The organism is Mycobacterium sp. E183 (genome assembly GCF_001667735.1).
Classification (GTDB): Bacteria; Actinomycetota; Actinomycetes; order Mycobacteriales; family Mycobacteriaceae; genus Mycobacterium.
In genome coordinates this window covers 1-24989 of sequence record NZ_LZJN01000196.1, presented here as the reverse complement: position 1 = coordinate 24989, position 24989 = coordinate 1, and the positions used below count along the sequence as shown (strand labels likewise).

The window sequence follows — 24989 nt, the reverse complement described above, 5'->3', positions numbered from 1 at the left end:
TCGTGGTGCATGCCTCGGCGCGCCCGGCAGACGTCCGGGCAGAGGTAGCCGAACTGCTGGGCGTCGGTGTCGACGACGTCCACCCAACCACCAACCTCATCGGTCAAGGGCTGGACTCCATTCGGATGATGACCCTGGCGGGTCGCTGGCGCCGTCAGGGCATCGCCGTCGATTTCGCCACGCTGGCCGAAACTCCCACCCTCGAGGCCTGGGCCAAGCTGGTGACCGCCGAGCCGGCGACCGAGCCAAGCGATCACAAGGCTGCCAGCGAGGCGGCGCCGGGGGCCGACGGCGAGCCCTTCCCGCTCGCCCCGATGCAGCACGCGATGTGGGTCGGCCGGCAGGACAGCCAGCAGCTCGGCGGGGTGGCCGGACACCTCTACGTCGAATTCGACGGCGGCCCGATCGATCCCGCGCGGCTGCGCGCGGCCGCCAAAGAGCTGGCCCGGCGCCACCCCATGCTGCGGGTTGAGTTCCTGCCCGACGGCACCCAACGCATCGCGGCGGCCGGTGACGAATTCCCGGTCACCGTCGAGGACCTGCGCCACCTGGACGGCGACGGGGTCGATGCGCGGCTGGCCGCCATCCGCGACGCCAAATCGCACCAGCAGCTCGACGGCGCGGTGTTCGAGCTTGCCCTGACGCTGCTGCCGGGCGAACGTTCGCGCCTGCACGTCGATCTGGACATGCAGGCCGCCGACGCGATGAGCTATCGCACCTTGATGTCCGATCTTGCCGCTCTCTACCTCGGTCACGACCTGCCCGCGCTGAGCTACACGTATCGGCGCTACCGCGACGCGATCGAGGCGGAAGAGGCCCGGCCCCAACCGGCCCGCGACGCCGCCCGCGAGTGGTGGGCGCAACGCATCCCGCAGCTCCCGGACCCGCCGGCGCTGCCCACCACCGGCGACCGCGGTTCGCGTAGGAGCGCCCGGCTCTGGCACTGGCTGGACCCGAAGACCCGGGACGCGCTGTTTTCCCGCGCTCATGCCCGCGGGGTCACGCCCGCGATGACGCTGGCCGCCTCCTTCGCCAACGCCCTGGCGCGCTGGTCCACCACCTCGCGCTTCCTGCTGAATGTGCCGCTGTTCGGGCGCCAGCCTTTGCACCCCCAAGTCGACTCGCTGGTCGGCGATTTCACGTCGTCGCTGCTGCTGGATGTGGACCTCACCGGCGCGCGCACCCCGGTGGCGCGGGCCGGGGCCGTGCAGGACGCGATGCGGTCCGCCGCCACCCACGCCGCCTATCCCGGACTGTCGGTGCTCCGCGACCTCAGCCGCCATCGCGGCACCCAGGTGCTGGCGCCGGTGGTATTCACCAGCGCGCTGGGACTCGGCGAGCTGTTCAGCCGAGAGGTCACCGCCCAATTCGGCACACCCACGTGGATCATCTCCCAGGGGCCGCAGGTGCTGCTCGACGCTCAGGTCACCGAGTTCGACGGCGGCGTGCTGGTGAATTGGGACGTCCGCGACGGCGTCTTCGCCCCGGGTGTCGTCGACGCCATGTTCGCCTACCACATCGACGAACTGCTCAGGCTGGCCTCCGCCGACGACAGCTGGGAGGCGATGGGGCCGCCGCCGCTGTCGGACGCCCAGCGCGCGGTGCGCGACGCGGTCAACGGCCGCACCGCCGAACCCAGCGGAGAAGCATTGCACGACGGGTTCTTTCGGCAGGCCGAGCAACAGCCCGACGCGCCCGCGATATTCGCCGGCTCGGGGGACGTCAGCTACGGGCAGCTGCGCGAGCAGGCGCTGGCGGTGGCCGCCGCGTTGCGCACGGCGGGTGTCGGCCCCGGCGACACGGTCGCGGTGATGGGCCCCAAGACCGCCGAGCAAGTGCCCGCGCTGCTGGGCATCCTGGGCATCGGCGCGGTTTACCTGCCGATCGGCGTCGACCAGCCTCGCGACCGCGCGGAGCGCATCTTGCACACCGGTGCTGTGCGCCTGGCCGTGGTGTGCGGTGGGCAGCGACTGAACCTGAAGGTGCCCGAGCTCTGCCTCGCCGACGTGCTGCGCGACGTGCAGCTCGCGCCCGAGATCCATCCGGCGAGAGTCGATCCCGCTGAGCTGGCCTACGTGTTGTTCACCTCGGGCTCGACCGGGGAGCCGAAGGGTGTCGAGGTGACCCACGACGCCGCGATGAACACGGTGGAGTTCATCGCCCGCCACTTCGACATCGGCCCGGCGGATCGATGCCTGGCCCTGTCCACGCTCGAGGGTGACATCTCGGTGATGGACATCTTCGTGACCCTGCGGACGGGCGGCTCGATCGTGGTGGTCGACGAATCGCAGCGCCGCGACCCCGACGCCTGGGCCCGGCTCATCGACACCCACCAAGTCACCGTGCTGCACTTCATGCCGGGCTGGCTGGAGATGCTGATCGAAGTCGGCCGCGGCCGGCTGTCTTCCGTGCGGGTGATTCCCACCGGCGGGGACTGGGTGCGCCCGGAGCTGGCCCGCCGGCTGCGGGCCGAGGCACCCAACCTACGGTTCGCCGGTCTGGGCGGAGCGACCGAGACACCGGTCCACAACACGATTTTCGAAGTGGCCGACCCCGACGCGCTGCCGGCCGACTGGACCGCTCTGCCCTACGGGGTGCCGCTGACCAACAACGCCTGCCGTGTCGTCAACGAGGCGGGTGACGACTGCCCGGACTGGGTCGCCGGCGAGCTGTGGGTATCCGGCCGCGGCATCGCGCGGGGCTATCGCGGGCGTCCCGATCTCACCGCGGAGCGCTTCGTCGAGCACGCGGGCCGCAGGTGGTACCGCACCGGCGACCTGGCCAGGTATTGGCCCGACGGCACCTGCGAGTTCGTCGGCCGTGCCGATCACCGGGTCAAGATCAGCGGCTATCGCGTCGAACTCGGCGAGATCGAGGCGGCGTTGCGCCGACTCCCCGGAGTGGCCATAGCGGTGGCGGCCCTGCTCCCGGGACCCGGGGGCTCGGAGATCCTGGCCGCCGCCGTGTGCCCCGAAATGTCCAGCGGTGCACAGCCGTCCGCCGAGGGGCTTGCGAAGCTGATGGCCGAACTCGTTCCCGCGCATATGGTTCCGCGCCACTTCGCACTCGTGGAGCGGATCCCGTTCACCAACGCCGGCAAGATCGACCGCCGTGCCGTCGCGCGCCACCTTGGCGCCGCGATTTCCGTGGCCGAGCAGCCCGGCTACCGTCCCCCGGCGACGCCGCTGGAATCGGCGCTCGCGACGCTGCTCGGTGACCTACTCGGCGCGGAGCGGGTGGGGCGTGACGACGACTTCTTCGCGCTCGGGGGTGATTCGGTGCTCGCCACCCAGGCCGTGGGCCGTATCCGCACCTGGCTGGACACCCCGAATGTCATGGTCGCCGACATCTTCGCCACGAGAACCGTGGCGGCACTGGCGAATTTGCTCACCGACCGCGAGCGGGACGACGCGCGGCTGGACCAGGTTGCCGAGCTGTACCTGGAAGTCATCCACCTGGACGCCGACGCGGTGCTGTCGGCCGGTCGACACACCGCGAAAACCGAGACGGCACAATGACATCCGACCCTGTGCTGAGCGTGCCGACGGAGTTCGCATCCTGGATCAAGCGGGTGTCCGGCGGGAGCGCACGCCGACGCGCCGGCGCGACCGTCGTGTTTCCGCACGCCGGCGCCTCCGCGGCAAGCTATCGGTCGGTGGCCGCCGCACTGGCCTTGGGCGGGGACACCTACATCGTGCAGTACCCACAGCGCGCGGACCGGCTCAGTCACCCGGCCCCCGACACAGTGCACGACCTCGCCCGGGGCCTGTTCGACGCGGGGCCGTGGAGTCGCGTCGCGCCGCTTCGGCTGTTCGGCCACAGCATGGGTGCCGTCGTGGCGTTCGAATTCGCGAGGATCGCCGAATCCCACGACACCGCGGTGCAGCGCCTGTGGGTCTCGGCCGGGCCCGCACCGTCGGCGGTCGCCACGATGCCGCAACTCCCCACCTCCGACGACGGCCTGCTCGCCGACATCGCCGATCTCGGCGGCACCGACCCCGAACTGCTCGCCGACGAGGAGTTCGCGGAGTTGTTGACGACCGCGGTGCGAGCCGACTACCAAGCGATCAATCGCTACGAGTGCGCTCCCTGCGTCCGCATTCGCGCCGACATCAGGGTATTGGGGGCGCGCGACGACCACCGCGTCGATCCGGCCGCGCTGCGGCTCTGGGAGAACCACACCGCGGGCGACTTCGAGTTGTTCCTGTACGACGGCGGCCATTTCTATCTCAACGAGCACATCGACGCCGTGGCCGAACGGGTGAACGCCGATGTCTGACAACAGGTTCGACGCGGCGGCCGATCCGGTCGTGATCGTCGGCATGGCCCTCGAAGCGCCGGGCGGCATCGACACCGCCGAGAAGTACTGGGAGTTGTTGTCGCGCGGCCGTGAGGCGCTGGGCCCGTTCCCCACGGACCGCGGTTGGCAGGTGAGCGAGCTGCTCGCCGGATCGCGGCGGAGCGGCTTCAAGGAAATCCATGATCGCGGTGGATTCCTCACGGGTGCAACAACCTTCGATCCCGAGTTCTTCGGCATCTCCCCGCGGGAGGCCGTCGCCATGGACCCCCAGCAGCGCGTCGTGCTCCGCGTCTCCTGGCGCGCGCTGGAGAACAGCGGCATCAATCCCGACGACCTGGCCGGGCACGACGTGGGTTGTTTCGTCGGCGCCTCGGCCACCGGGTACGGGCCGCAGATGGCCAACTTCTCGAAGCACAGCGGGCACCTGCTCGCCGGGACCGCGCTGAGCGTGATCTCCGGCCGGGTCGCGTACACGCTGGGGCTGGCGGGCCCGGCGCTGACGGTGGACTCGTCGTGCGCGTCCGCGCTGGCCGCATTCCACGTCGCGGTGCGGTCGATCCAAGACGGCGACTGCGACCTGGCGCTGGCCGGCGGGGTGAACGTCCTGGGATCGCCCGGATTCTTCGTCGAATTCTCCAAGCAACACGCCCTCTCCGACGACGGGCACTGCCGCCCCTACAGCGCCCAGGCCAGCGGAACGGTGTGGGCCGAGGGGGCGGCGATGTTTGTGCTGCAACGCAAATCGGCCGCCTTGCGCGCCGGCCGCGAGGTCGTCGCCGAGGTCCGCGCCACCACCGTCAACCAAGACGGCCGCAGTGCCGGCCTCAGCGCGCCCAGCGGTGAAGCGCAGATCCGCCTGTTTCGCCGTGCCATGACGCAGGCCGGGATCCGGCCGGACGAGGTCGGCATGGTCGAGGGCCACGGCACAGGCACCCGCCTGGGCGACCGCACGGAACTGCGGTCGCTGGCGCAAACCTATGGCGACACGGCACCCGGTGGCGGCGCACTGCTCGGCTCGGTGAAGTCCAACCTCGGGCACGCCCTCGCGGCCAGCGGTGCGCTCGGGCTGGCCAAGGTCGTGGTCGCCGCCGAACACGGGGCGATCCCACCGACCCTGCACGCGGCGGACCCGAGCCCGGAAATCGACTGGGACAGCCAGGGGTTGCGGTTGGCCACGACCCTGACCCCATGGCCGGCGGTCGCCGGCCGACGGACCGCGGCGACGTCGGCCTTCGGCATCGCCGGCACCAACGCACACGTGATCGTCTCCCTCCCCGAGGTCGCGTGATGCTCGGATCCCCACTGCCCGACGGTCGCGTACCCGTGTTGCTCACCGCGCACGACGAAGAGCTGATCGTCAACGACGCCCGAGCGATCCTGGACTATCTGGACCGCACCGACGCGGACCCCGCGGCGATAGGGTCCAGCCTGCTGCGGCTGCGTCGGGTGCGGCGGCACCGTGCGGTCGTCCGGGCGGCCGACCGCGCCGAGCTCGCCGGCGGGCTGCTCGCCCTAACCCGCGGCGAAGAGCACCCGCTGGTGACCCGGTCCTCGCACGGTGTGGCGCCGTGCATCGCTTTCGTGTTTCCCGGACAGGGCAACCAATGGCAATCGATGGGAGCCGAGGCCTATCAACGACTTTCGGCATACCGGGCCGCGGCCGACCGATGCGCGCAGGCCTTCCTCGCTGCGGGACTGCCGTCGCCGTTGCCCTACCTGACCGGAGGGGACGATCGCAACTGGTCGCGGACCGAGATACAAGGAGCACAATTCACCCACGCGGTCAGCCTGGCCTACGAATGGCGATTCCACGGTGTGCTGCCCGCAATCACCGTCGGCCACAGCCTCGGCGAGGTCGCGGCCGCCTACGTCGCCGGGACGATCTCGTTGCCCGACGCGGTCGCCCTGGTCGGAGCCCGCGCCACCATCGTCGACCAGTTGGCGGGTCAATACGCCATGGTCGTGCTCGGGGCCGGGGTCGACGAGGCCGAGTCCCTGATCGCGGAAGCCGCGGGCTGGTTGGAAGTCTCGGCCGTCAATGGCCCCTCGTCGACCGTGGTGTCCGGAGACCGCGACGCCGTGGCGGCCGCCGTGTTGCTGGCCCGGCAGCGGGGGATGTTCGCCCATCAGCTGTCCGTGGACTACCCGGGACACACCAGTGTGCTGCGGCCGTTGCGCGCGCAGTTGACCGAGCGGGTTCCCCGCTCGGCCTTCCGGGACAGCCCGGTCAGATTCGTCGGCTCGACCTTCGGTGCCGAGGTGGGCAGCGGGGCGGACTTCTCTCAGTACTGGTACGAAAATCTCTGTAACACGGTGCGTTTCGATAAGGCGGTCACGGCGGCCCAGAAACTCGGCGCCACCACTTTTGTCGAGTTGTCCGCGCATCCTTCGCTGCTGTACCCGCTCGCGGACCTGATCGACGAGCGAACGAGCGTGGTCGCCGGCTCGGGCCACCGCGAGGGAGCCATCACCGACGTGCTGGCGAAAAACATCGCGACCGTGGCGACCGCCGATCCCGGCTGCCAGTGGGCCAACACCATGCCCGGCGGTGTCCGGCGGCCGCTGCGCGGGTTCCCCAACGCGCCCATGCGGGCGGTCCATCTGTGGGCAGCGCCCGAGCCGCTGATCGACACGGCACCGGCCCCTTCGCTCACCGTCGCCGTCGAGGCCTGGCAACCCGCCCCCCCATCGGACGCTGCGGGTGCCGACATCGGATTCTTCGGCCCTGACGCGGAGGACGCGTTGACGCGGAGGCTGATGGAAGCCGTTGACGCACAGGGCGGTTGCCGGGTGGTCGCGCCGCACGATGCGGAGATCGTCGCCGTCGTCACCCCCGGGCTCGACGAGCGCGACCCCGCATCGGCGATCGCGCAGATCGCCGGCCGGCCGGACGCGGGTCTGCCGGACTACGCCGCACTGATCGGCCCGCGCTGCCGGGCCGTCTGGCTGATCACCGCGGGCGGCGAGAGCATCGACCCGGACGACACCGACGTATCACCGGCACAGGCAGCACTCGGCGCGATGCATCGCAGCGCCGGCTTCGAATTCAGCGACCAGGCCTTCGGGCATCTCGACCTGCCGGGCCGCGACCTCGACGCGCGGAGCGCGCGCGCCGTCGTCGAGGTGCTGCTCGGTGAGGCGGCCGAGGTCGCGCTGCGCGGAAGTGAAGTACCGCGACGGTACATCCGGACGTTCCGGGACTGCCGCGACTCGGCGACCGGTCGGCCGCTGGACGCCGCCGCACTGGACAACGTGGTGATCACCGGCGGCAGCGGCGCCATCGGCCTGCAGTACGCGCGATACTGCATCGAACGGGGGGCGCGGACGGTCACGCTGCTGAGCCGCAACGGTCTCGACCGGGACGTACTGCGCCGGCTGACCGACAATCACGACACCGAGGTACGCGCCCTGCGCTGCGACATCACCGATCCGGTCGCCGTGGCCGAGGCCGTCAGGCACGCCGGCGCGGGGGCGTCGATGCTGATTCACACCGCCGGCATCGCCCAGGCGCGCTCCCTCGCCGCGCTGACCGGAACCGACGTGGCGACGGTGTGTGCCGCCAAGGTGCGTGGCCTGGCCCTGCTGGCGCAGCGGTGGCCGCTGCGTCCGGACTGCCGAATCCTGGCCTGCTCGTCGGTGTTCGGAGTGTGGGGTGGTCACCACCACGCCGCTTATGCCGCCTCCAACCGGATGCTGGACGTGCTGGTCGCCCAGCTGCGCCGCGGGGGTCACGACTGCGTGGCGATCCGGTGGGGACTGTGGCAGGCCGCGGGCGTCGTGGCGGCCGACGAGATAGCCCGCACCGAACGATCCGGTCTGACCGCGATGGTGCCCGACGCGGCGATCGAGGCCGGCTTCCACCGCAATGACGGCGATCCGCTGATCTTCGACGCGGATTTCGACCGGCTCGCGGTGTTCTTCGAAAGCCAGTGCATGCCAACGCCTTTCCGCGTGTCCCGCGGCAGCGACGGGGGAGCGGTCCACCCCGCCGCCAGATCGCTGGCCGACGTGGTGCGCGCGGACGTCGCCGCGACACTGCACCTGGACGACTCGGTCTCGATCGACGCGAGCGCACCGCTGATCGACCTTGGGGTGGATTCCTTGCTCGCACTGGATCTGCGTAAGCGGCTACGCCGGACGGTCGGACGCTCGGTTCCGGTGGCTCGCATGCTCGGCGGGATCACCCTCAACGAATTGATCGATGCGTTGCGCGCCGGCTCCGGTGAGCCGCGCGAAGGCGCGAAACCCGACGTTCGCGAAGCCAGAAAGGTTGGACTCCCCGCGTGACGGACACCACCCAAGCCGGCGCACGGCTCGACGACGAGCGCCTGGAATTGTTGCGCCGCAAGATCGCCGAACGCGGCCTGGCCAGCCCGCCCGCCGCTTCGCCCGTGGCGACCGCCGAAGGGCCGCGCATGTCGGTCGGACAGCACCGCATGTGGTTCGTGCAGTCGCTGGACCCCGACAGCGCGCTGCTCAACGTCTGTGTTTCCTATCGCCTCAGCGGCGCGGTCGACATCCAACGGTTGCGGCACGCGGTGGACGCTGTGGCCGCGCGCCATGCCCTGCTGCATACGACGTACGCCACGGGCGCCGACGGCGACCCGTATCCGGTCATCCGCGAAGAGCTGCGCCCGGAGTGGGCCGAGCACGACCTGTCGGACCTGACCGATCAGTCCCGGCGGTTGCGGCTGGACGTGCTGGCGCAGCGGGATTTCCGTCGGCCCTTCGACCTGGCCACGGATTCACCCCTGCGGGTCACCGTGGCGCGGCTCTCGGCCACCGAGCTGATGCTGTTGATCACCGTCCACCACGTCGCCTGGGACGATGCCTCGTGGGCGCCGTTTTTCGCCGACCTGACCCGCGCGTACGTCGATCCGGACGGCTTCGCCGACGAGCCCCCGCAGGCGGCCCCCCCGCCGGACGAAGCCGCGGATCCCGCCGCGGACCACGAATACTGGCGCCGCCAGATGGCGAATCTACCCGAGCCACTTGAACTTCCGGGTCCCAACGGATCGGTGGTGCCAAGCACCTGGCGGGCCCAACGCACCGCGATGCCGTTGTCGGCGGCCACCGTCGACCGGGCGGCGGCGCTCGCGCGGGAGACGGGCGCCACCCCGTACATGGTGCTGATGGCGGCGTTCGCCGCGTTGGTGCACCGCTACACCCAGTCGACCGACTCCCTGATCGCCGCTCCGGTGCTCAACCGCGGCGTCGGAACGGAATCGGCGATCGGGTACTACGGCAACACCGTGGTGATTCGGCTGCGGCCAGGGCCCCTTCAGACGTTCCGAGAGCTGCTGACCGAGACCCGGGACCGCGCGGTGGGTGCCTTCGCCCATTCGCGCGCCGACCTGGACTGGCTGGTCCGCGAATCCAATCCCGACCGCCGGCACGGCGCCGACCGGATGACCCGGGTGAGCTTCGGGCAGCGCGAGCCCGACGGCGCCGGTTTCTGCCCGCCCGGGGTGCGGTGCGCGCGCGGCGAGTTGCGCGGCCATTTCAACCAGCTGCCACTGAGTTTCATGGTCGAGCTGGACCGCACGGGCGCCGGATTGATCGAAGCCGAATACCTGGTGGAAGTTCTGGATCGGCAACTGGTCGACCAGCTGCTGCGGCACTACGCCGTGTTGCTGGACGACATGCTGACAAACCCCGACACGGCGCTGTCGGCGTGCGCGCTGATGAATACCGACGACGCCGCGTGGCTGCGCCGCGCCTCGACCGGCGACAGATTCGAAACCCCGCCCACCACCTTGCCGGCGCTGGTCGCCCGCCGGGCGGCGCTCTCACCGGCCGCCATCGCCGTCGTGTACGAGGGCCGCGAGTACACCTATCGCGAGATCGACGAAGAGTCGAACCGCTTGGCGCACTGGCTGATCGAGCAGGGCGTCGGCACCGAGGACCGCGTCGCGGTGCTGCTGGACAAGTCACCCGAATTGGTCATCACCGCGCTCGGAGTGCTGAAGGCTGGCGCGGTCTACCTGCCGGTGGATCCCACCTACCCCGAGGATCGGCTGACCTTCATCCTCGGCGACGCCGACGCCAAACTCGTGCTGCGCGAACCCATTCCCGGACTGTCGGAGTACCCGGCCACCGCGCCCAGCGAATTGATCAGGCCGCTGAGCCCGGACAACACCGCCTACCTGATCTACACGTCGGGTTCGACCGGGCTGCCCAAGGGCGTGCCGGTGCCGCACGCACCGATCGCCGAGTACTTCGTCTGGTTCGGTGACGAGTACCGCGTCGACGAAACCGACCGGCTCTTGCAGGTTGCGTCGCCGAGCTTCGACGTGTCGATGGGCGAGATCTTCGGCACGTTGATCATGGGTGCCCGGCTGGTGATCCCGCGGCCCGACGGGCTCCGCGACATCGGCTACCTGACCGATCTGCTGAGCCGCGAAGGCATCACCTCGATGCATTTCGTGCCGTCGCTGCTCGGTCTGTTCCTCTCGTTGCCCGGCGTCAGCCAATGGCGCACCCTGCGCCGAGTCCCCATCGGCGGGGAGGCCCTGCCGGGTGAGATCGCCGACAAGTTCCATGCCACCTTCGATGCGCTGCTGTACAACTTCTACGGCCCGACCGAAACCGTGGTCAACTGCACCAGCTACCCGGTGGAGGGCACCCAGGGCACCCGGGTGGTGCCCATCGGACGCCCGAAGATCAACACGCAGGTCCACCTCCTCGACAACGCACTGCGCCCGGTCCCCGCGGGGGTGATCGGCGAGATATACATCGGTGGAACGCATGTCGCGCACGGCTACCACCGCAGGCCCGGGCTGACCGCCGAGCGATTCGTCGCCGACCCGTTCACGCCGGGCGGCCGGCTGTACCGCTCGGGCGACCTTGCCCGCCGCAACGCCGACGGCGACATCGAGTTCGTCGGACGCGCCGACGAGCAGGTCAAGATCCGCGGCTTCCGCATCGAGCTGGGCGAGATCGCCGCCGCCATCTCGGTCGACCCCAGCGTGGGGCGGGCGGTGGTGCTGGCCATGGACCTGCCGCGGTTGGGCAAGAGCCTGGTGGGATACGTCACGCCGGTGCCGGGAGCGGACCCGGAAACCGTTGACGTCGAACGGATCCGAGCCCGGGTGGCCGCGGCGCTCCCGGACTACATGACGCCGGCCGCCTACGTGGCGCTCGACGAGATCCCGATCACGGCCCACGGCAAGATCGACCGCGCCGCGCTGCCCCAGCCCCAGATCGCGGCGGCCGCCGAATACCGCGATCCGGTCACACCCGCCGAACGACGCATCGCCGCATTGTTTTCCGCGTTGCTCGGTCACGACCGAGTGGGGCTCGACGACTCGTTCTTCGACCTGGGCGGCCATTCGCTGGTGGCCACGAAACTGGTCACCGCGATCCGATCCGAGTGCGGGGTGGAGGTCGGCATCCGCGACGTCTTCGAACTGGCGACGGTAAGCGCGTTGGCCGAGCGGGTCGACCGGCTCAGTTCCGGCGAGCTTCGCCAGTCGCGGCCCAAGCTGATCGCCACGGCCCACGACGAGCCGATGCCGTTGTCGGCCTCACAGCTGCGCAGCTGGTTCGCCTATCGCGTCGACGGGCCAAGCTGGGTCAACAACATTCCCTTCGCCGCGAAACTGAGCGGGCCCTGGAACATGGACGCCCTGATCGCCGCCGTCGGGGACGTCGTTGCCCGGCATGAAATCCTGCGCACCTCCTACGTGGAGCTGGATGGCGTGCCGTATCAGGTGGTCGGATCCGCGGGTGACGTTTCCGTGCGCCGGGCCTCCGGCCCCGATCAAGCCTGGCTGCAACGGGAATTGGACGCCGAGCGCAGGCACTGCTTCGAACTGGACCGCGAATTGCCGATTCGGGTCGCGGTGCTGCGCACCGCCGATGACGCCGAGCACGTCCTGTCGCTGGTGGTCCACCACATCGCCTCCGACCACTGGTCGGCCGGGGTGCTGTTCGCCGACGTGATGACCGCGTATCGGGCCAGGCGGGCGGGGGAAGCCCCGGCGTGGGCGCCGCTGCGCGTGCAGTACGCCGACTACGCCGCGTGGCAGGGGGAGTTCCTCGGCGACGCGAGCGGTCAGGAGTCCGCTGTCGCCGCCGAGCAGCGCGAGTACTGGATCCGCCAACTGGCCGGGCTGCCCGAGGACAGCGGGCTGCGGCCCGACTTCCCGCGCCAGCGGGTGCCCAGCGGCGAGGGGGAGTCCGTCGACTTCGGCATCGACGCGACCACCCGCGCCAAGCTCGCCGAATTGTCCCGCGAGCTGGGCATCACCGAATTCATGCTCTTGCAAACGGCCGTCGCGGTGGTGCTGCACAAAGCCGGTGGTGGGCTCGACATCCCGCTGGGCACCCCGGTCGCCGGGCGCACCGAGGCCGAATTGGATCAGCTGATCGGGTTCTTCGTCAACATCCTGGTGCTGCGCAACGATCTGACCGGCAACCCGACGCTGCGCGAGTTGCTGGCCCGCGCACGGGAAACGGCGCTGGCCGCCTACGCCCATCAGGACCTGCCGTTCGACCGCGTGGTCGACAGCGTCAGCCCGGTCCGTTCGTTGTCGCGCAACCCGCTCTTCCAGGTGGTCGTGCACGTCCGCGACCACCTGCCCGCGACGCGCGTGATCGAGCAAGGCTCCGGCGAGGGCGAGCAAGACACGGTGTGCACCTCGCTGGACCCGGTCTTCGACATGGCGCACGCCGACCTCAGCGTCAACTTCTTCGGCACCGACGGCTCTGACGGCGGCGGATACAACGGCAATCTGATCTTCCGCACCGAGCTGTACAGCAGGGCCACGATCGAGCGATTCGCCGGCTGGCTGACTCGGGTGGTCACCGCATTTGCCGACAATGTCGACCAAAGTTTGCGCGACGTGCAGCTGACCGACGCCGCAGAGCGGCACCGCGTGCTGGAGCACTGGAGCCGCGGCGAGCGACCGCCGCACGACCGGCCGCGCACCATTGGGGAATTGCTGGAGCCCAGCCGAGGCTGGGGGACCGGGCGGATCGCGGTGCGCTGCGGCGATCGGCAGCTCGATTACCCAGCGCTGCACCGCCTTTCGGACCGCCTGGCGGCGTTGCTTGCCGCGCGCGGTGTCGGGCCGGGGTCGTTGGTCGGGCTGTCGATGCGGCGCGGCATCGACCTGGTGGTGGCGCTGGTGGCCATCATGAAGGCGGGCGGCGGTTACTTCCCCATCGATCCGGGCTATCCGCGGGCGCGCAAGCAGTTCATGCTCGACGACGTGCGGCCGCCGGTGGTGCTGGCCACGGCCGAAGCGGCGGACACCATCCCCGACGTAGCGGGCGTGGCCGTCATTTCGCTCGACGACGCGCAGGTGCGGGCCGCGCTGGAGAACGGAGATGCCGCTCGGCGGGAACTGCCGCCGCCGCACCCCGACGACCCGATGTTCCTGGTCTTCACGTCCGGATCCACGGGCAAGCCGAAAGGCGCGCTGGGCACCCATCGGTCGATGGCGGCCCGGCTGGACTGGCAGCTGCGGCACTACCCGCCCAGGACGGAGGACGTGCGGCTGGCGCAGGCCTCGATCACGTTCCTCGAGGGTGGCATGGAGATGCTGGCCGGCCTGGCGGCGGGGGCGACGATGATCCTCGCCGACGATGCCGAGCACCGCGACCCGGAAGCCCTCGGCGACTTGATGAGTCGGCACGCGGTCGCGCAGGTGACCGCGGTGCCCAGCCTGGTCTCCGCCCTGGTGGACTGCCGGCCCGACGCGGTGCGGGGGCTGTCCAGACTGGTGTGCGGCGGGGAACCGGTGAGCGCGTCGCTGCTACGACGGCTGGTGTCCGTGTGCGGCGGCACGGAGATCGAGCTGTTGAACAACATCGGCTCCACCGAGACGTCCGGCGCGGTATCCCGCGGGCGGCTGGCACCGCCGAATCCGCTCGTGGGCAAGCCGGTTCCCGGGGCGGCCGCCTACCTGCTCGACGACGGGCTGCGGGCGGTGCCGGTCGGCGTCGTGGGCGAACTGTATTACGCCGGCGATCAACTGGCGCGGGGCTACTGGAAACGCCCAGGGCTGACCGCCACCCGGTTCGTCGCCGATCCCTTTGCGCTCGAACCGGGTTCACGTCTGTACCGCAGTGGCGACCTCGCCCGCTGGACCGAGGACGGCCAACTGGAATTCGTCGGACGGACCGACCACCAGGTCCAGGTGCGCGGTTTCCGGGTGGAGCTGGCCGAGGTCGAGGCTGCGCTGGCGGCGGTCGACGGGGTCGCCGCCACCGCCGCACGCACCTGGGAGGTGAACGGCGGCACCTCCCTGGCCGGATACGTTGTGCCGCAACGGCCAATGGTCGACGACGCGCAGAAGGCCTCGTTCGCATCGGAGGTGCGCGCCGCCATCGGCGCGACGCTGCCCGGCTATATGATCCCGTCGTCGTTGACCGTCCTGGACGCGCTACCCAAGACCGAGTCGGGCAAGCTGAATCGGCCCGGGCTGCCGCGGCCGTCCGTCACCACCAGCGGACAAACGGAGCCGTCACGCACCGACACCGAACGTGCGCTGGCCAAGGTGTTCGCCGAGCTGCTGTCGACGCCCGAGGTTGGCCGCTTCGACGATTTCTTCGCGCTGGGTGGGGACAGCATCCTGTCGGTGCAGCTCGCCGCGCGCGTACGGGCCGCCGGCCTGGCGGTGAGCCCGCGGATGATTTTCGAGAACCCGACGGTGCAGCAGCTGGCGGCCGCTCTCGACGGGCAGAACGACACCGAGCACGCCGACGACCGGTTCGAGCCGATGAGCACGTCCGGCCTTTCGGCCGACGACTTGGCTGCCGTGACGCAGCTCTGGTCGTCGCGCGACGGTATGCCATGACGGCCACCAAGGATGTCGCGCCCGACATCGAGGACGTGATGGCACTGAGCCCGCTGCAGGAGGGCTTGTATTCGCTGACCACGCTCGCCGAATTCGCCGACGGCGACGCCGACGACCCGTACGTGATCGGCATGGCCGCCGACATCTCCGGTGCGCTCGACGTCGCGCTGTTACGTGATTGCGCGACAAAGATGCTGAGGCGGCACCCCAATCTGCGGGCCAGCTTCTTCAGCCGAGGGATCGCCCACCCGGTCCAGATCGTGCCGTCCAGGGTCGACCTGCCGTGGCGCACCGTCGCCGCGGCGCCCGAGGATGTGCAGGCGCTGGAGACCGGTGAACGCCGGCGCCCGTTCGATCTGGAGCGCGGGCCGGCCATCCGCTTCCTGCTCATCGAATTGCCTTGCACTCGATGGCGTTTGGTGCTCACCGCCCACCACATCGTGATCGACGGCTGGTCGATGCCGGTGTTCGTCAACGAGATGATGACTCTGTATCGGGCCGGCGGGGACGTGTCCGCGTTGCCCGCCACACCGCGGCCCTACCGCGACTACATCGGCTGGCTGGCCAGCCGCGATCTGCAAGCCAGTCAACGGGTCTGGCGGGAGCACCTGGCCGGCCTTCCGGGCCCCACCCTGCTGTCGGCGGCGCTCGGCTCGGGCGAGGACCGGCGCGCCGGGTTGCCCCGCACCACCGAACTGCGGCTGCCGGGCGCGGCGACCGCCCGACTGGTCGACGGGACGCGATCCCGCGGGATCACCGTCAACACGCTGATGCAAATGGCGTGGGCGCTGGTGTTGTCCAGGCTGACCGACACCCACGACGTGGTCTTCGGGGTCACCATCTCCGGCCGGCCGCCCGAACTGACCGGCGTGGAGACCATGATCGGGCTGTTCATCAACACCGTTCCCATGCGGGTGCGGCTCGACCCGGCCGCAAGCGTCGGCGAGCAATGTCGCGCGGTGCAGCGTGACGCCGCGTTGCTGCGTGAGCACGGCTACCTCGGGCACGCCCAACTGCGCGCGCTCGGCGGCGTCGGGGAGATGTTCGACACCCTGCTGGTCTACGAGAACTTCCCCCTGGACGGACTGGCCGCGGGCGTCGAATTGACCGCAGGCGGTTCGACATTCCGGCCGTCCACCCTGCAAACCCTGTCACATTTCCCGATCACCGTCGCCGCGCACATCGAAGGCGGCGAACTGGTGGTGCTGGTCGAAGTGATCGACGGTGCGCTGGGCGCCATTCCCGCCGCGGCCTTCGGCCGGCGGGTGCTGACCGCCGCCGAACGGCTGCTGCGGGATTGGGACCGGCCGCTGCGCCAAGTGAGCGTTCTCTTCGACGACGAGGCGGCCCCGCCGCGCGCCGCGGCCCCGCCCGCCCCGTCTGCGGTCGGCATCCACACGAGGTTCGCCGACGTCGTCGCCAAGACCCCGGACAACCTCGCGATCAGCTGGGCGGCCGGCACGATGAGCTACCGCGAACTGGACGCCCTCGCCAACGGCCTGGCCGCCCGCCTCGCGGACCGCGGCGTGCGGCCCGAAAGCCCGGTGGCCATTCGGCTTTCCCGGGGACCGCACTACATCGTCGCGATGCTGGCCGTGCTCAAGGCCGGCGGCATGTGCGTGCCCATGGAGCCGACAACACCCCCGGAACGGGTGGAATCGATCCTGCGTCAATCCGGCGCCGCGATCGTGCTCGACGAGGAGTCGCCGCTGGCCGGCGAACCGCCGGGCGCGGGCTTCCACCCGGTCGAAGTGTCGCCCGGGCAAGCCGCCTACGTCGTCTTCACGTCGGGTACCACCGGAGAACCCAAGGGAGTCATCGGAACTCACGCAGCCCTAAGCGCATACGCCGACGACCACCTGGACAACGTGCTGCGCCCGGCGGCCGCCCGGCTGGGCCGGCCGCTGCGCATCGCGCACGCGTGGTCGTTCGCGTTCGACGCCGCCTGGCAGCCGTTGGTCGCGCTGCTCGACGGTCACGCCGTGCACGTCGTCGACGAGCACACGCAGACCGATGCCGAGGCGCTGGTCGAGGCGATCGCCGAGCACCGCATCGACATGATCGACACCACCCCGTCGATGTTTGCCCAACTCGCGGCATGCGGTTTGCTGAGCACGGTGCCGCTGGCGGTGCTGGCCCTGGGCGGGGAAGCGCTCGGCAAGCCCGACTGGAACCTCATCCGCGCCGAGTGCGCGCGCACCGGCATGGCGGCCCACAACTGCTATGGCCCCACCGAAACGACGGTCGAGGCGGTGGTCGCCGCCATCGCCGAGCATGACGACCCGTCGATCGGGCGGCCGACCGCGTACACGCGCGGCTACGTGCTGGACTCCGCGCTGCGACCGGTTCCGGGCGGCGTGACGGGCGAGCTGTATCTCGCCGGCGCCCAGCTGGCCCGCGGTTATCTGGGCCGCGCCGCCCAAACCGGGCAGCGGTTCGTCGCCGACCCGTTCGCGACCGGCGAACGCATGTACCGCACTGGCGATTTGGTGCGTCGGGCCCCCGACGGCTCGCTGGTATACGTGGGCCGCGCCGACGCTCAGGTCAAGATCCGCGGCTACCGCGTCGAGCCGGGCGAGATCGCGGCCGCGCTCGAATCGCATCCCGCCGTCCGGCGAGCGGGGGTCGTGGTGCGCCGGCGCCATGGGGTCGCGCTGCTGACGGCCTACGTGGTCGTCGCCGAAGCGGCGCCCCGGCCGCCGACGGCGGCCGAGCTACGTACGATGCTCGGCACCCGGTTGCCGCGCTACATGATCCCTCAGCGCATCCTCGCGGTCGACGAGATCCCCTTGACGGTCAACGGCAAGCTGGACGAGGCCGCGCTCAGCGCCTTCGACGCCAACGAGCCGGATCCCGCCGAGGCCGCCCCCGCAACGCCGACCGAAGCCGCACTGGCCGAAGTGCTTTCGGAGCTGCTCCACCAGCCGCGAGTCGACGTCTCCGCGGATTTCCTGCAGCTGGGTTTGGACAGCATCACGGCCCTGTCGGTGGTCCAGGCGACCCGGGCGCGGGGAATTGCCCTGCGCGCCAGGCTCGTCCTCGAGTGCGCCAACATCCGCGAATTAGCGGAGGCGATCGACTCCGAAACGTACTCTGCCGCAAGCGATGCCGAAGAGGACACCGGACCCATGCCGGTGTTGCCCAACGGACGATGGCTCTACGAATTCGGTGAGCCGCGCCGCCTGGCGCAGACCGAGGCCATCCGGCTGCCCGACAACGTCACCCGCGAACAACTGGACGCCGCGCTGGCCGGCATCGTGAACGCCCACGAGGTGCTGCGCTCCCGCCTGGACCGGGCCGCCATGACCCTGGTTTCGGCACCGGACACCCACACCGGACTCATCGACGAGGTTGCGACCTCCGACGATCTGCGAGCGGTGATCCCCGCCTACGCGGCCGGGGCCGTCGACCGCCTCGACCCGGAGCGGGGGACGATGCTGGCCGCGGTATGGCTTCGGCCCCCGGCCGGGCCGAGCGTCCTGCTGCTGGCCGCCCATGTCCTTGCGATGGACCCGGCGTCCTGGCGGGTCGTCCTCGGCGAATTGGACTCCGCCCTAACGGCTTTGACCACCGGGCGTGCGCCCGCGCCGATCCGCGAACACACCAGCTACCGGCGCTGGGCCGCCGCCCTCATCGAGCGCGCTCACCGACTGGACACCGTGCAGTTCTGGGCCGCCCAGTCCGACGGCGACGATCCCGACCTCGGCGCCCGGCGGGTCGATCCGCGTCGCGACCGCGCCCGCGATCTGGACGTCCGCATGATCGCCACCGACGCCGACCTCACCCGCCGGTTACTGGGCTCGGGCCTGCCGATGCCCCACCTGTTGATCGCCGCCACGGCGGCGACGGTGACGCGGTGGCGGCGCTCGCGCGACCAGGCCACGCCACCGCCCCTGCTGGCGCTCGAAACACACGGGCGCGCCGACGGTCTCGTCGACGGCACGGGCACGCGCAGCATCGATACCGGCGACACCGTCGGGCTGTTGAGCTCCATCTACCCGATTCGGGTGACGTCGACGGGCCCACGAGGCGCGGGGGAGCTGCTGGCGACGATCCCGGGCGATGGGCTGGACTACGGGTTGCTGCGCTACCTGCGCACCGACACCGCCGAGCGACTCGCCCCGCTGCGCCGGCCGCAACTGCTGCTGAACTACATCGGAGCCGCCCATGCCCACGGCGGCACCGCGTTGACGCTGGAGCGGGAGCTGCTGGCCGGGGTGTCGCCACAGCCCGAACCCGATCTCGCGGTCCGCCACGAGCTCACCATCGTGGCCGCCATGCTCACCTTCGACGGGCAGCGGGTGCTGGCCGCGCAGTGGCGCACGCTGCCCGACATTCTCAGTGACGCCGATGTCGCCGAGCTGCAACATCTTTGGATCGAATCGCTACGGGAGATGGCCCCATGAGCACACTTGCGATCCTCGGCGCGGGAGCCAAGGCGGTCGCCGTCGCGGCCAAGGCTTCCGTGCTGCGGGACATGGGTGTCGACGCCCCCGAGGTGATCGCCGTCGAACGTATCGGCGTGGCGGCGAACTGGCAGGCGAGCGGCGGCTGGACCGACGGCGCGCACCGGCTGGGCACCAGCCCGGAGAAGGATGTCGGGTTCCCCTACCGCTCGGCACTGGTGCCCCGCCGCAACGCCGAACTCGACGAGCGGATGACCCGCTATAGCTGGCAGTCCTATTTGATCGCCACGGCGTCGTTCGCCGAGTGGATCGACCGCGGCCGCCCGGCGCCGACCCATCGCAAGTGGAGCCAATACCTGGGCTGGGTGGCCGACCGGATCGGCCTCAACGTGGTGCACGGTGAGGTGGAACGGCTGGCCGTGAGCGGGGACCAGTGGACGCTGCACACCCACGAGACGACCGTGCAAGCCGACGCCCTGATGATCACCGGGCCCGGTCAGGCCGAGAAATCCTTGCTGCCCGGCAATCCGCGCATGCTGTCGATCGCCCAGTTCTGGGACCGCGCCGCGGGTCACGACCGGATCAGCGCCGAGCGCGTGGCGGTGATCGGCGGCGGCGAGACCGCGGCGTCGATGCTCAACGAGCTGTTCCGGCACCGGGTTTCAACCATCACCGTCATCTCGCCGCAGGTGACGCTGTTCACCCGCGGGGAGAGCTTCTTCGAGAACTCGCTGTTCTCCGACCCCACCGATTGGAGCGCGCTGACGCTGGCCGAACGCCGCGACGCGCTGGCCCGCACCGACCGCGGGGTCTTCTCGGCGAACGTGCAGGAGGCCCTGCTGGCCGACGACCGCATCCGCCATCTGCGGGGCCGGGTGGCCCACGCGGTGGGCCGCGACGGGCAGATCCGACTGACCCTGTCCACCAACCGCGGCAGCGAGAACCTCGAGACGGTGCACGGTTTCGACCTCGTCATCGACGGTTCTGGCGCCGACTCGCTGTGGTTCACGTCGTTGTTCGGCCAGGACGTGCTGGACCTGTTGGAGCTCGGCCTGGGCGGACCGCTGACCGCCGACAGCCTGCAGGAGGCGATCGGCCACGACCTGGCCGTCACCGACGTCGCACCCAAGTTGTTCCTGCCCAACCTCTCCGGTCTGACGCAGGGGCCGGGATTTCCCAACCTCAGCTGCTTGGGATTGTTGTCAGACCGGGTATTGGGATCCACGGTGGGTTCGGTGGGCCCGCCCCAGCACACGACAAGGAGACGCGATGAGCATCAACCCCTTCGATGACGAGAACGGCACCTTCTTCGTCCTCGTCAACGACGAGGATCAACACAGCCTGTGGCCGAGCTTCGCCGACAAGCCGGCGGGGTGGCGCGTGGTCTACGGCGAGGCGAGCCGCGCGGAGTGCCTCGACTACATCGAGCAGAACTGGACCGACATCCGGCCGAAGAGTCTCCGGGAATCGATCGAGCGACGCTCGTAACGGGCGGGCGGTGCGCGGCCGTAGCGTCGCCGTACCGTGACCGGCCCGAGACACAATCGCCGGTCACACCAGGCACACTTACACCTACTAACCGTGGTCACGCGGAACCGTGTGGGGGACAAGATCGCTGAGATCCCGCCATGGTGCATGCGTATCGAAGGGGGAACCGTGAAAACCATGAAGAGTATTGCCACCGGCGTGGCGGCGTTCGCCGTCTTAGGGGGAGCCGGCGGTGGCGTTTTCGTCGCGGCACCGATGGATCAGGTGCGGTTGGCCGCGCTCGGCGCGCCGCTCCCGCAGGACCCGCCACCGCCGCCGCCGGCCCCGGGCGCTCTTCCGACCGCGGAGCAGTTGTCGACCCTGTGCGACCAGGCGACCAATCCGGGCGTCTCGTACACCACCAAGAACAACCTGGTGGAGAACGGCATCACCCCCGACGAGGGCCACGTTGCCGATCACGATCTGCGAAAGGCCTACCGCAACGGCAACTTTCCGGAGACCTTCGCCGTGACGAACATCGCGCCGGCCGGCCCGAACATGGCCCAGGCCGACGTGGCGATCTCGGGTCCGAAGTTCGCCGGGCCGGTGGAAAAGCACCTGGTGTTCGTCAATCAGGGCGGCAACTGGGTCCTGCAGCACGACGCCGCCATCGCCCTGATCCAGGCCGCGACCGCGACCAACTAGCCGGCCGCAATTCTGGGCCGCCACACAGCTGGGGCACAGGTTCCGCCTGTTGTCTTCACATGGCGTGGCCGTAACGTAGCCATGCCGCCAGGCGAATCAACAGGAGTAGCAGGCGCGTTGACACCACGCCAGATGCGTGGATCCGTTTCACCAGGCGCGCCCGTCGAAGGGGGAACCATGAAAACCGTCAAGTTGCTCGCCACCAGCGCGGCAGCATTCGCCGTCATCGGGGGTGCGGCCGCCGGCGCGGTCTCCATCGCGCCTTCGATGGACCAGGTGCGGCTCGCAGCGATCGGTGCGCCGTTACCGCAGGATCCGGCTCCGGTTGCGGCCGCCGACCTGCCGACCGCCGATCAGCTGACCGGCGTGCTGAACAGCCTGGCCGACCCGAGCGTCTCGTTCGCCAGCAAGAGCAACCTGGTTCAGGGCGGCATCAGTGGCATCGAGGCGCACGTCGCCGACAAGAAGCTGCAGAAGGCGGCCAAGAACGGCGACCTGCCCCTGTCGTTCGGTGTCACGAACATCCAGCCGGCCGCGGCCGGCTCGGCCACGGCTGACGTCGCGGTCTCCGGCCCGAAGCTGACGTCACCGGTCACGCAGAACGTCACGTTCGTCAACCAGGGCGGCTGGGTGTTGTCGCGGGCGTCGGCGATGGAGTTGCTGCAAGCCGCCGGTCAGTGATCGGCGCGCAGGTCTAACCGCGCGATGCGGACGGGGTCGGCCAGCACGTCGATCGAGGCGATCAGGCCGTCGCGCACGACGAATCCCATGATCGCCGTCGCCTGCCCGGCGACGAAGATCACCGCGCCGGCCGCCCCGTTGACTGTCGCGGCGCGCACCTCGCGGTCCGGGCCCGCATAGCTGCGGGCCAGCTTGGCCACGGTGGGTGCACCCTCGGCGCGGAAGCCGGGGGTGCCGCGGCCGAAGTCCCCGCGCAGCACCACCTCGGGATCCAGCACCGCGACCAGGCGGTCGAAGTCGCCGCTGCGGCCCGCCGCGAAGAACGCGTCGACGGCCTCCCGCTGGGCGGTCGCGTCGCCGTCGGGGGACGGGTCGGCCTGTTCGATCCGCCGGCGCGCCCGGCTGGCCAGCTTGCGGGTGGCCTCCGGCGTGCGGCCGACGATGGGCGCGATCTGGTCGAACGGCACGGCGAACGCGTCGTGCAGCACAAACGCCAGGCGCTGCTCGGGCGGCAACGTATCCAGCACCACGAACAACGCCAGCCCGACCGCGTCGGCGAGCATCGCCCGGTGTTCGGGGTCGAACTCGCCGTCGGCTTCCACGATCGGGTCCGGCAGGACGGCGGCCAGGTCCTCCCGTCCGCGGGCCCGGCGGTCGCGGAGCATGTTCAAACAGATGCGGGCCACCACGGTGGTCAGCCAGGCGTCCAGATTGGCGATCCCGTCGGCGTGGCTTCCGCTCAGCCGCAGCCACGCCTCCTGCACGGCGTCCTGGGCGTCGTCGATCGAGCCCAGCATGCGGTAGGCGATGGCGCCCAGCTGCGGCCGCGCCGCCTCGAAACGCGCCGTCACCGACGCAGCGACGGTCACGTGTCACCGTGGGTTTCCGGCAGGGCGCAGACCCGGTCGCCCGAGAAGCCGGACGAGCCGATACCGAGCGCGAGGTTGAAGCGGGCCCGCAGGTTGCCCAGCGTGATGACGTGGGTGAGCCCGACGAGTTGGGCGGTGTCGAAATGCCCGCGCAGCGCATCGAAAAGCTCGTCGCTGACCTCGACGGGGGTGCGGCTGATCGCGGTGGCGTACTCGAGGATCAGCTTGTCGACGTCGGAGAAGCACGCGGCGTTCCGATAATCGGCCATCGCGAGCAGTTCCTCGTCGGTGATGCCCCACCGGCGGGCGATCTGCGAACCCAGGTCGATGCAGTACTCGCAGTGCACCGTCGTCGCCGCCTTGAGTTCCGCGAGCGCACGGTCGCGGGGGCGCAGGATGTCCAGCTTCGACTCGGCCTGCTCGAGCCTGCCGTACGCGTTGAGCAGCCGGGGGATGTGCGCGTACATCCGCAGCGGTTCCAGCATCCCGGCCGTTTCGAGCCCGGTCATCTGGGCCAGCTTGCGTTTGGTGAAGAAGAAGGCGATCTTGGCGCCCAGACCGGCGTCACGGTCCGAGACTCCTTGCAGCCGAGGCATGGCGGTCCTCCTTGAATGTCGTCCTCACCAAGTCGACACCCGGCGGTGCGCAAACGTGACCGGCTACCGCGGCGGCCCCGGCGCCATGTCCATGTCGAAGATCCGCGCGTGCAGCACCGTGCGGTTCCGCAGAGCCGCGCGGACCGCCCGGTGCAGGCCGTCTTCGAGATAGGTGACGCCCTTCCACCGCACCGCGTGCGGAAACAGGTCGCCGTAGAACGTGGAGTCCTCCGACAGCAGGCGGTCCAGGGCGAGCACCGTGGTCGTGGTGACCAATTCGTCGAGCCGGATCTGCTGCGGCGGAATCTGGGCCCAATCCCGGTAGGACAGCCCATGCTCGGGGTATGGCTTGCCGTCGCGCACGCCCTTGAAAATCATCGCCCGATCTTCCCCGACGCGTCGCGATCACCGGACCGGTTCATGCTGGAAAGGCTAACCGGACGAAGGGTCGCCAGCGCCGAAGCGTCGGTAATCGTTGCGGGTGCCGCCGACTGCCCGCCGCCGACGGCCCGCTGGTAACCGTTGGCGCGGCTCGAGACCCGTAAAATGGACCCGGTCAGCGCGGTGCAGGGAGGTGACAACGAGTGGGAAGTGCCGACGATCGGCGTTTCGAGGTGTTGCGTGCCATCGTCGCCGATTTCGTTGCCACCAAGGAGCCCATCGGTTCCAAGACGCTGGTGGAGCGTCATAACCTGGGCGTCTCGTCCGCCACCGTGCGCAACGACATGGCGGTTCTGGAGGCCGAGGGGTACATCACCCAGCCGCACACCAGCTCCGGGCGCGTGCCGACCGAGAAGGGCTACCGCGAGTTCGTCGACCGGCTCCACGACGTCAAGCCGTTGTCCTCCGCCGAGCGCAGCGCGATCCTGAGCTTCCTGGAGTCCGGCGTCGACCTGGACGACGTGCTGCGCCGGGCGGTGCGACTGCTGGCCCAACTGACCCGCCAGGTCGCCGTGGTGCAGTACCCGACGCTGACGTCGTCCACCGTGCGCCACCTCGAAGTGATCGCGCTGACGCCGGCCCGCCTGCTGATGGTGGTCATCACCGACACCGGTCGGGTGGACCAGCGCATCGTCGAACTCGGCGACGTCATCGACGACCACCAGCTGTCCCAGCTCCGCGAGATGCTCGGCCAGGCGTTGATCGGCAAGAAGCTATCG

General features: G+C 70.1%; 14 protein-coding genes. 11 read left to right on the top strand and 3 right to left on the bottom strand.

Going from position 1 to position 24989, the window contains the following annotated elements:
* Positions 1–2 precede the first annotated feature (2 nt).
* The 10 genes from A5691_RS23940 to A5691_RS23895 all read left to right on the top strand — a co-directional run bounded on the left by A5691_RS23940 (position 3) and on the right by A5691_RS23895 (position 22364).
* A complete protein-coding gene (locus A5691_RS23940) occupies positions 3–3518 on the top strand; it encodes a non-ribosomal peptide synthetase (RefSeq protein ID WP_067890021.1) in 3516 nt (1171 codons plus the stop codon).
* The gene (locus tag A5691_RS23935) at positions 3515–4279 is read left to right on the top strand and encodes a thioesterase II family protein (protein ID WP_067748377.1); all 765 of its coding nucleotides are present in this window, start codon (positions 3515–3517) and stop codon (positions 4277–4279) included. Before A5691_RS23940 ends, A5691_RS23935 begins: the two co-directional genes overlap by 4 nt.
* Positions 4272–5588, top strand: coding sequence for a polyketide synthase (locus tag A5691_RS23930; protein ID WP_068017770.1), 1317 nt, complete (start codon positions 4272–4274; stop codon positions 5586–5588). Before A5691_RS23935 ends, A5691_RS23930 begins: the two co-directional genes overlap by 8 nt.
* Positions 5588–8587: a mycobactin polyketide synthase MbtD gene (gene mbtD / locus A5691_RS23925; RefSeq protein ID WP_067780003.1), complete on the top strand. Its 3000-nt coding sequence runs from the start codon at positions 5588–5590 to the stop codon at positions 8585–8587. The genes A5691_RS23930 and mbtD overlap by 1 nt, the downstream gene beginning before the upstream one ends.
* Positions 8584–15105 (top strand): non-ribosomal peptide synthetase, encoded by a 6522-nt coding sequence (locus A5691_RS23920; protein ID WP_068017767.1) that lies wholly within the window; start codon positions 8584–8586, stop codon positions 15103–15105. The genes mbtD and A5691_RS23920 overlap by 4 nt, the downstream gene beginning before the upstream one ends.
* Positions 15102–19511: a non-ribosomal peptide synthetase gene (locus tag A5691_RS23915; protein ID WP_068266811.1), complete on the top strand. Its 4410-nt coding sequence runs from the start codon at positions 15102–15104 to the stop codon at positions 19509–19511. Before A5691_RS23920 ends, A5691_RS23915 begins: the two co-directional genes overlap by 4 nt.
* Positions 19508–20803: an NADPH-dependent L-lysine N(6)-monooxygenase MbtG gene (gene mbtG / locus A5691_RS23910; RefSeq protein WP_067748388.1), complete on the top strand. Its 1296-nt coding sequence runs from the start codon at positions 19508–19510 to the stop codon at positions 20801–20803. The genes A5691_RS23915 and mbtG overlap by 4 nt, the downstream gene beginning before the upstream one ends.
* Positions 20781–20999: an MbtH family protein gene (locus tag A5691_RS23905; RefSeq protein WP_067748391.1), complete on the top strand. Its 219-nt coding sequence runs from the start codon at positions 20781–20783 to the stop codon at positions 20997–20999. Before mbtG ends, A5691_RS23905 begins: the two co-directional genes overlap by 23 nt.
* Positions 21000–21167: 168 nt before the next feature.
* Positions 21168–21683 carry a hypothetical protein gene (locus tag A5691_RS23900; protein ID WP_067888972.1) on the top strand — a complete coding sequence of 172 codons (516 nt, stop codon included), beginning with the start codon at positions 21168–21170 and terminating at the stop codon, positions 21681–21683.
* A gap of 177 nt (positions 21684–21860) precedes the next feature.
* Positions 21861–22364 carry a hypothetical protein gene (locus tag A5691_RS23895; protein ID WP_067748395.1) on the top strand — a complete coding sequence of 168 codons (504 nt, stop codon included), beginning with the start codon at positions 21861–21863 and terminating at the stop codon, positions 22362–22364.
* Here the strand turns inward: A5691_RS23895 and A5691_RS23890 are convergent.
* The 3 genes from A5691_RS23890 to A5691_RS23880 all read right to left on the bottom strand — a co-directional run bounded on the left by A5691_RS23890 (position 22358) and on the right by A5691_RS23880 (position 24207).
* Positions 22358–23233, bottom strand: coding sequence for a sigma-70 family RNA polymerase sigma factor (locus A5691_RS23890; RefSeq protein WP_067785043.1), 876 nt, complete (start codon positions 23231–23233; stop codon positions 22358–22360). The two genes, A5691_RS23895 and A5691_RS23890, sit on opposite strands and share 7 nt — an antisense overlap.
* Complete coding sequence (locus A5691_RS23885) at positions 23230–23829, bottom strand: carboxymuconolactone decarboxylase family protein (RefSeq protein ID WP_067748399.1); 600 nt, start codon at positions 23827–23829, stop codon at positions 23230–23232. Before A5691_RS23885 ends, A5691_RS23890 begins: the two co-directional genes overlap by 4 nt.
* 63 nt (positions 23830–23892) lie before the next feature.
* Entirely contained in the window at positions 23893–24207 is a 315-nt protein-coding gene (locus tag A5691_RS23880) for a type II toxin-antitoxin system VapB family antitoxin (RefSeq protein WP_067748401.1), read from the bottom strand.
* A gap of 206 nt (positions 24208–24413) precedes the next feature.
* Between A5691_RS23880 and hrcA the strand changes: the two genes are divergently transcribed.
* The coding region (gene hrcA, locus A5691_RS23875) for a heat-inducible transcriptional repressor HrcA (protein ID WP_082950473.1) at positions 24414–24989 on the top strand (576 nt) is incomplete at its 3' end.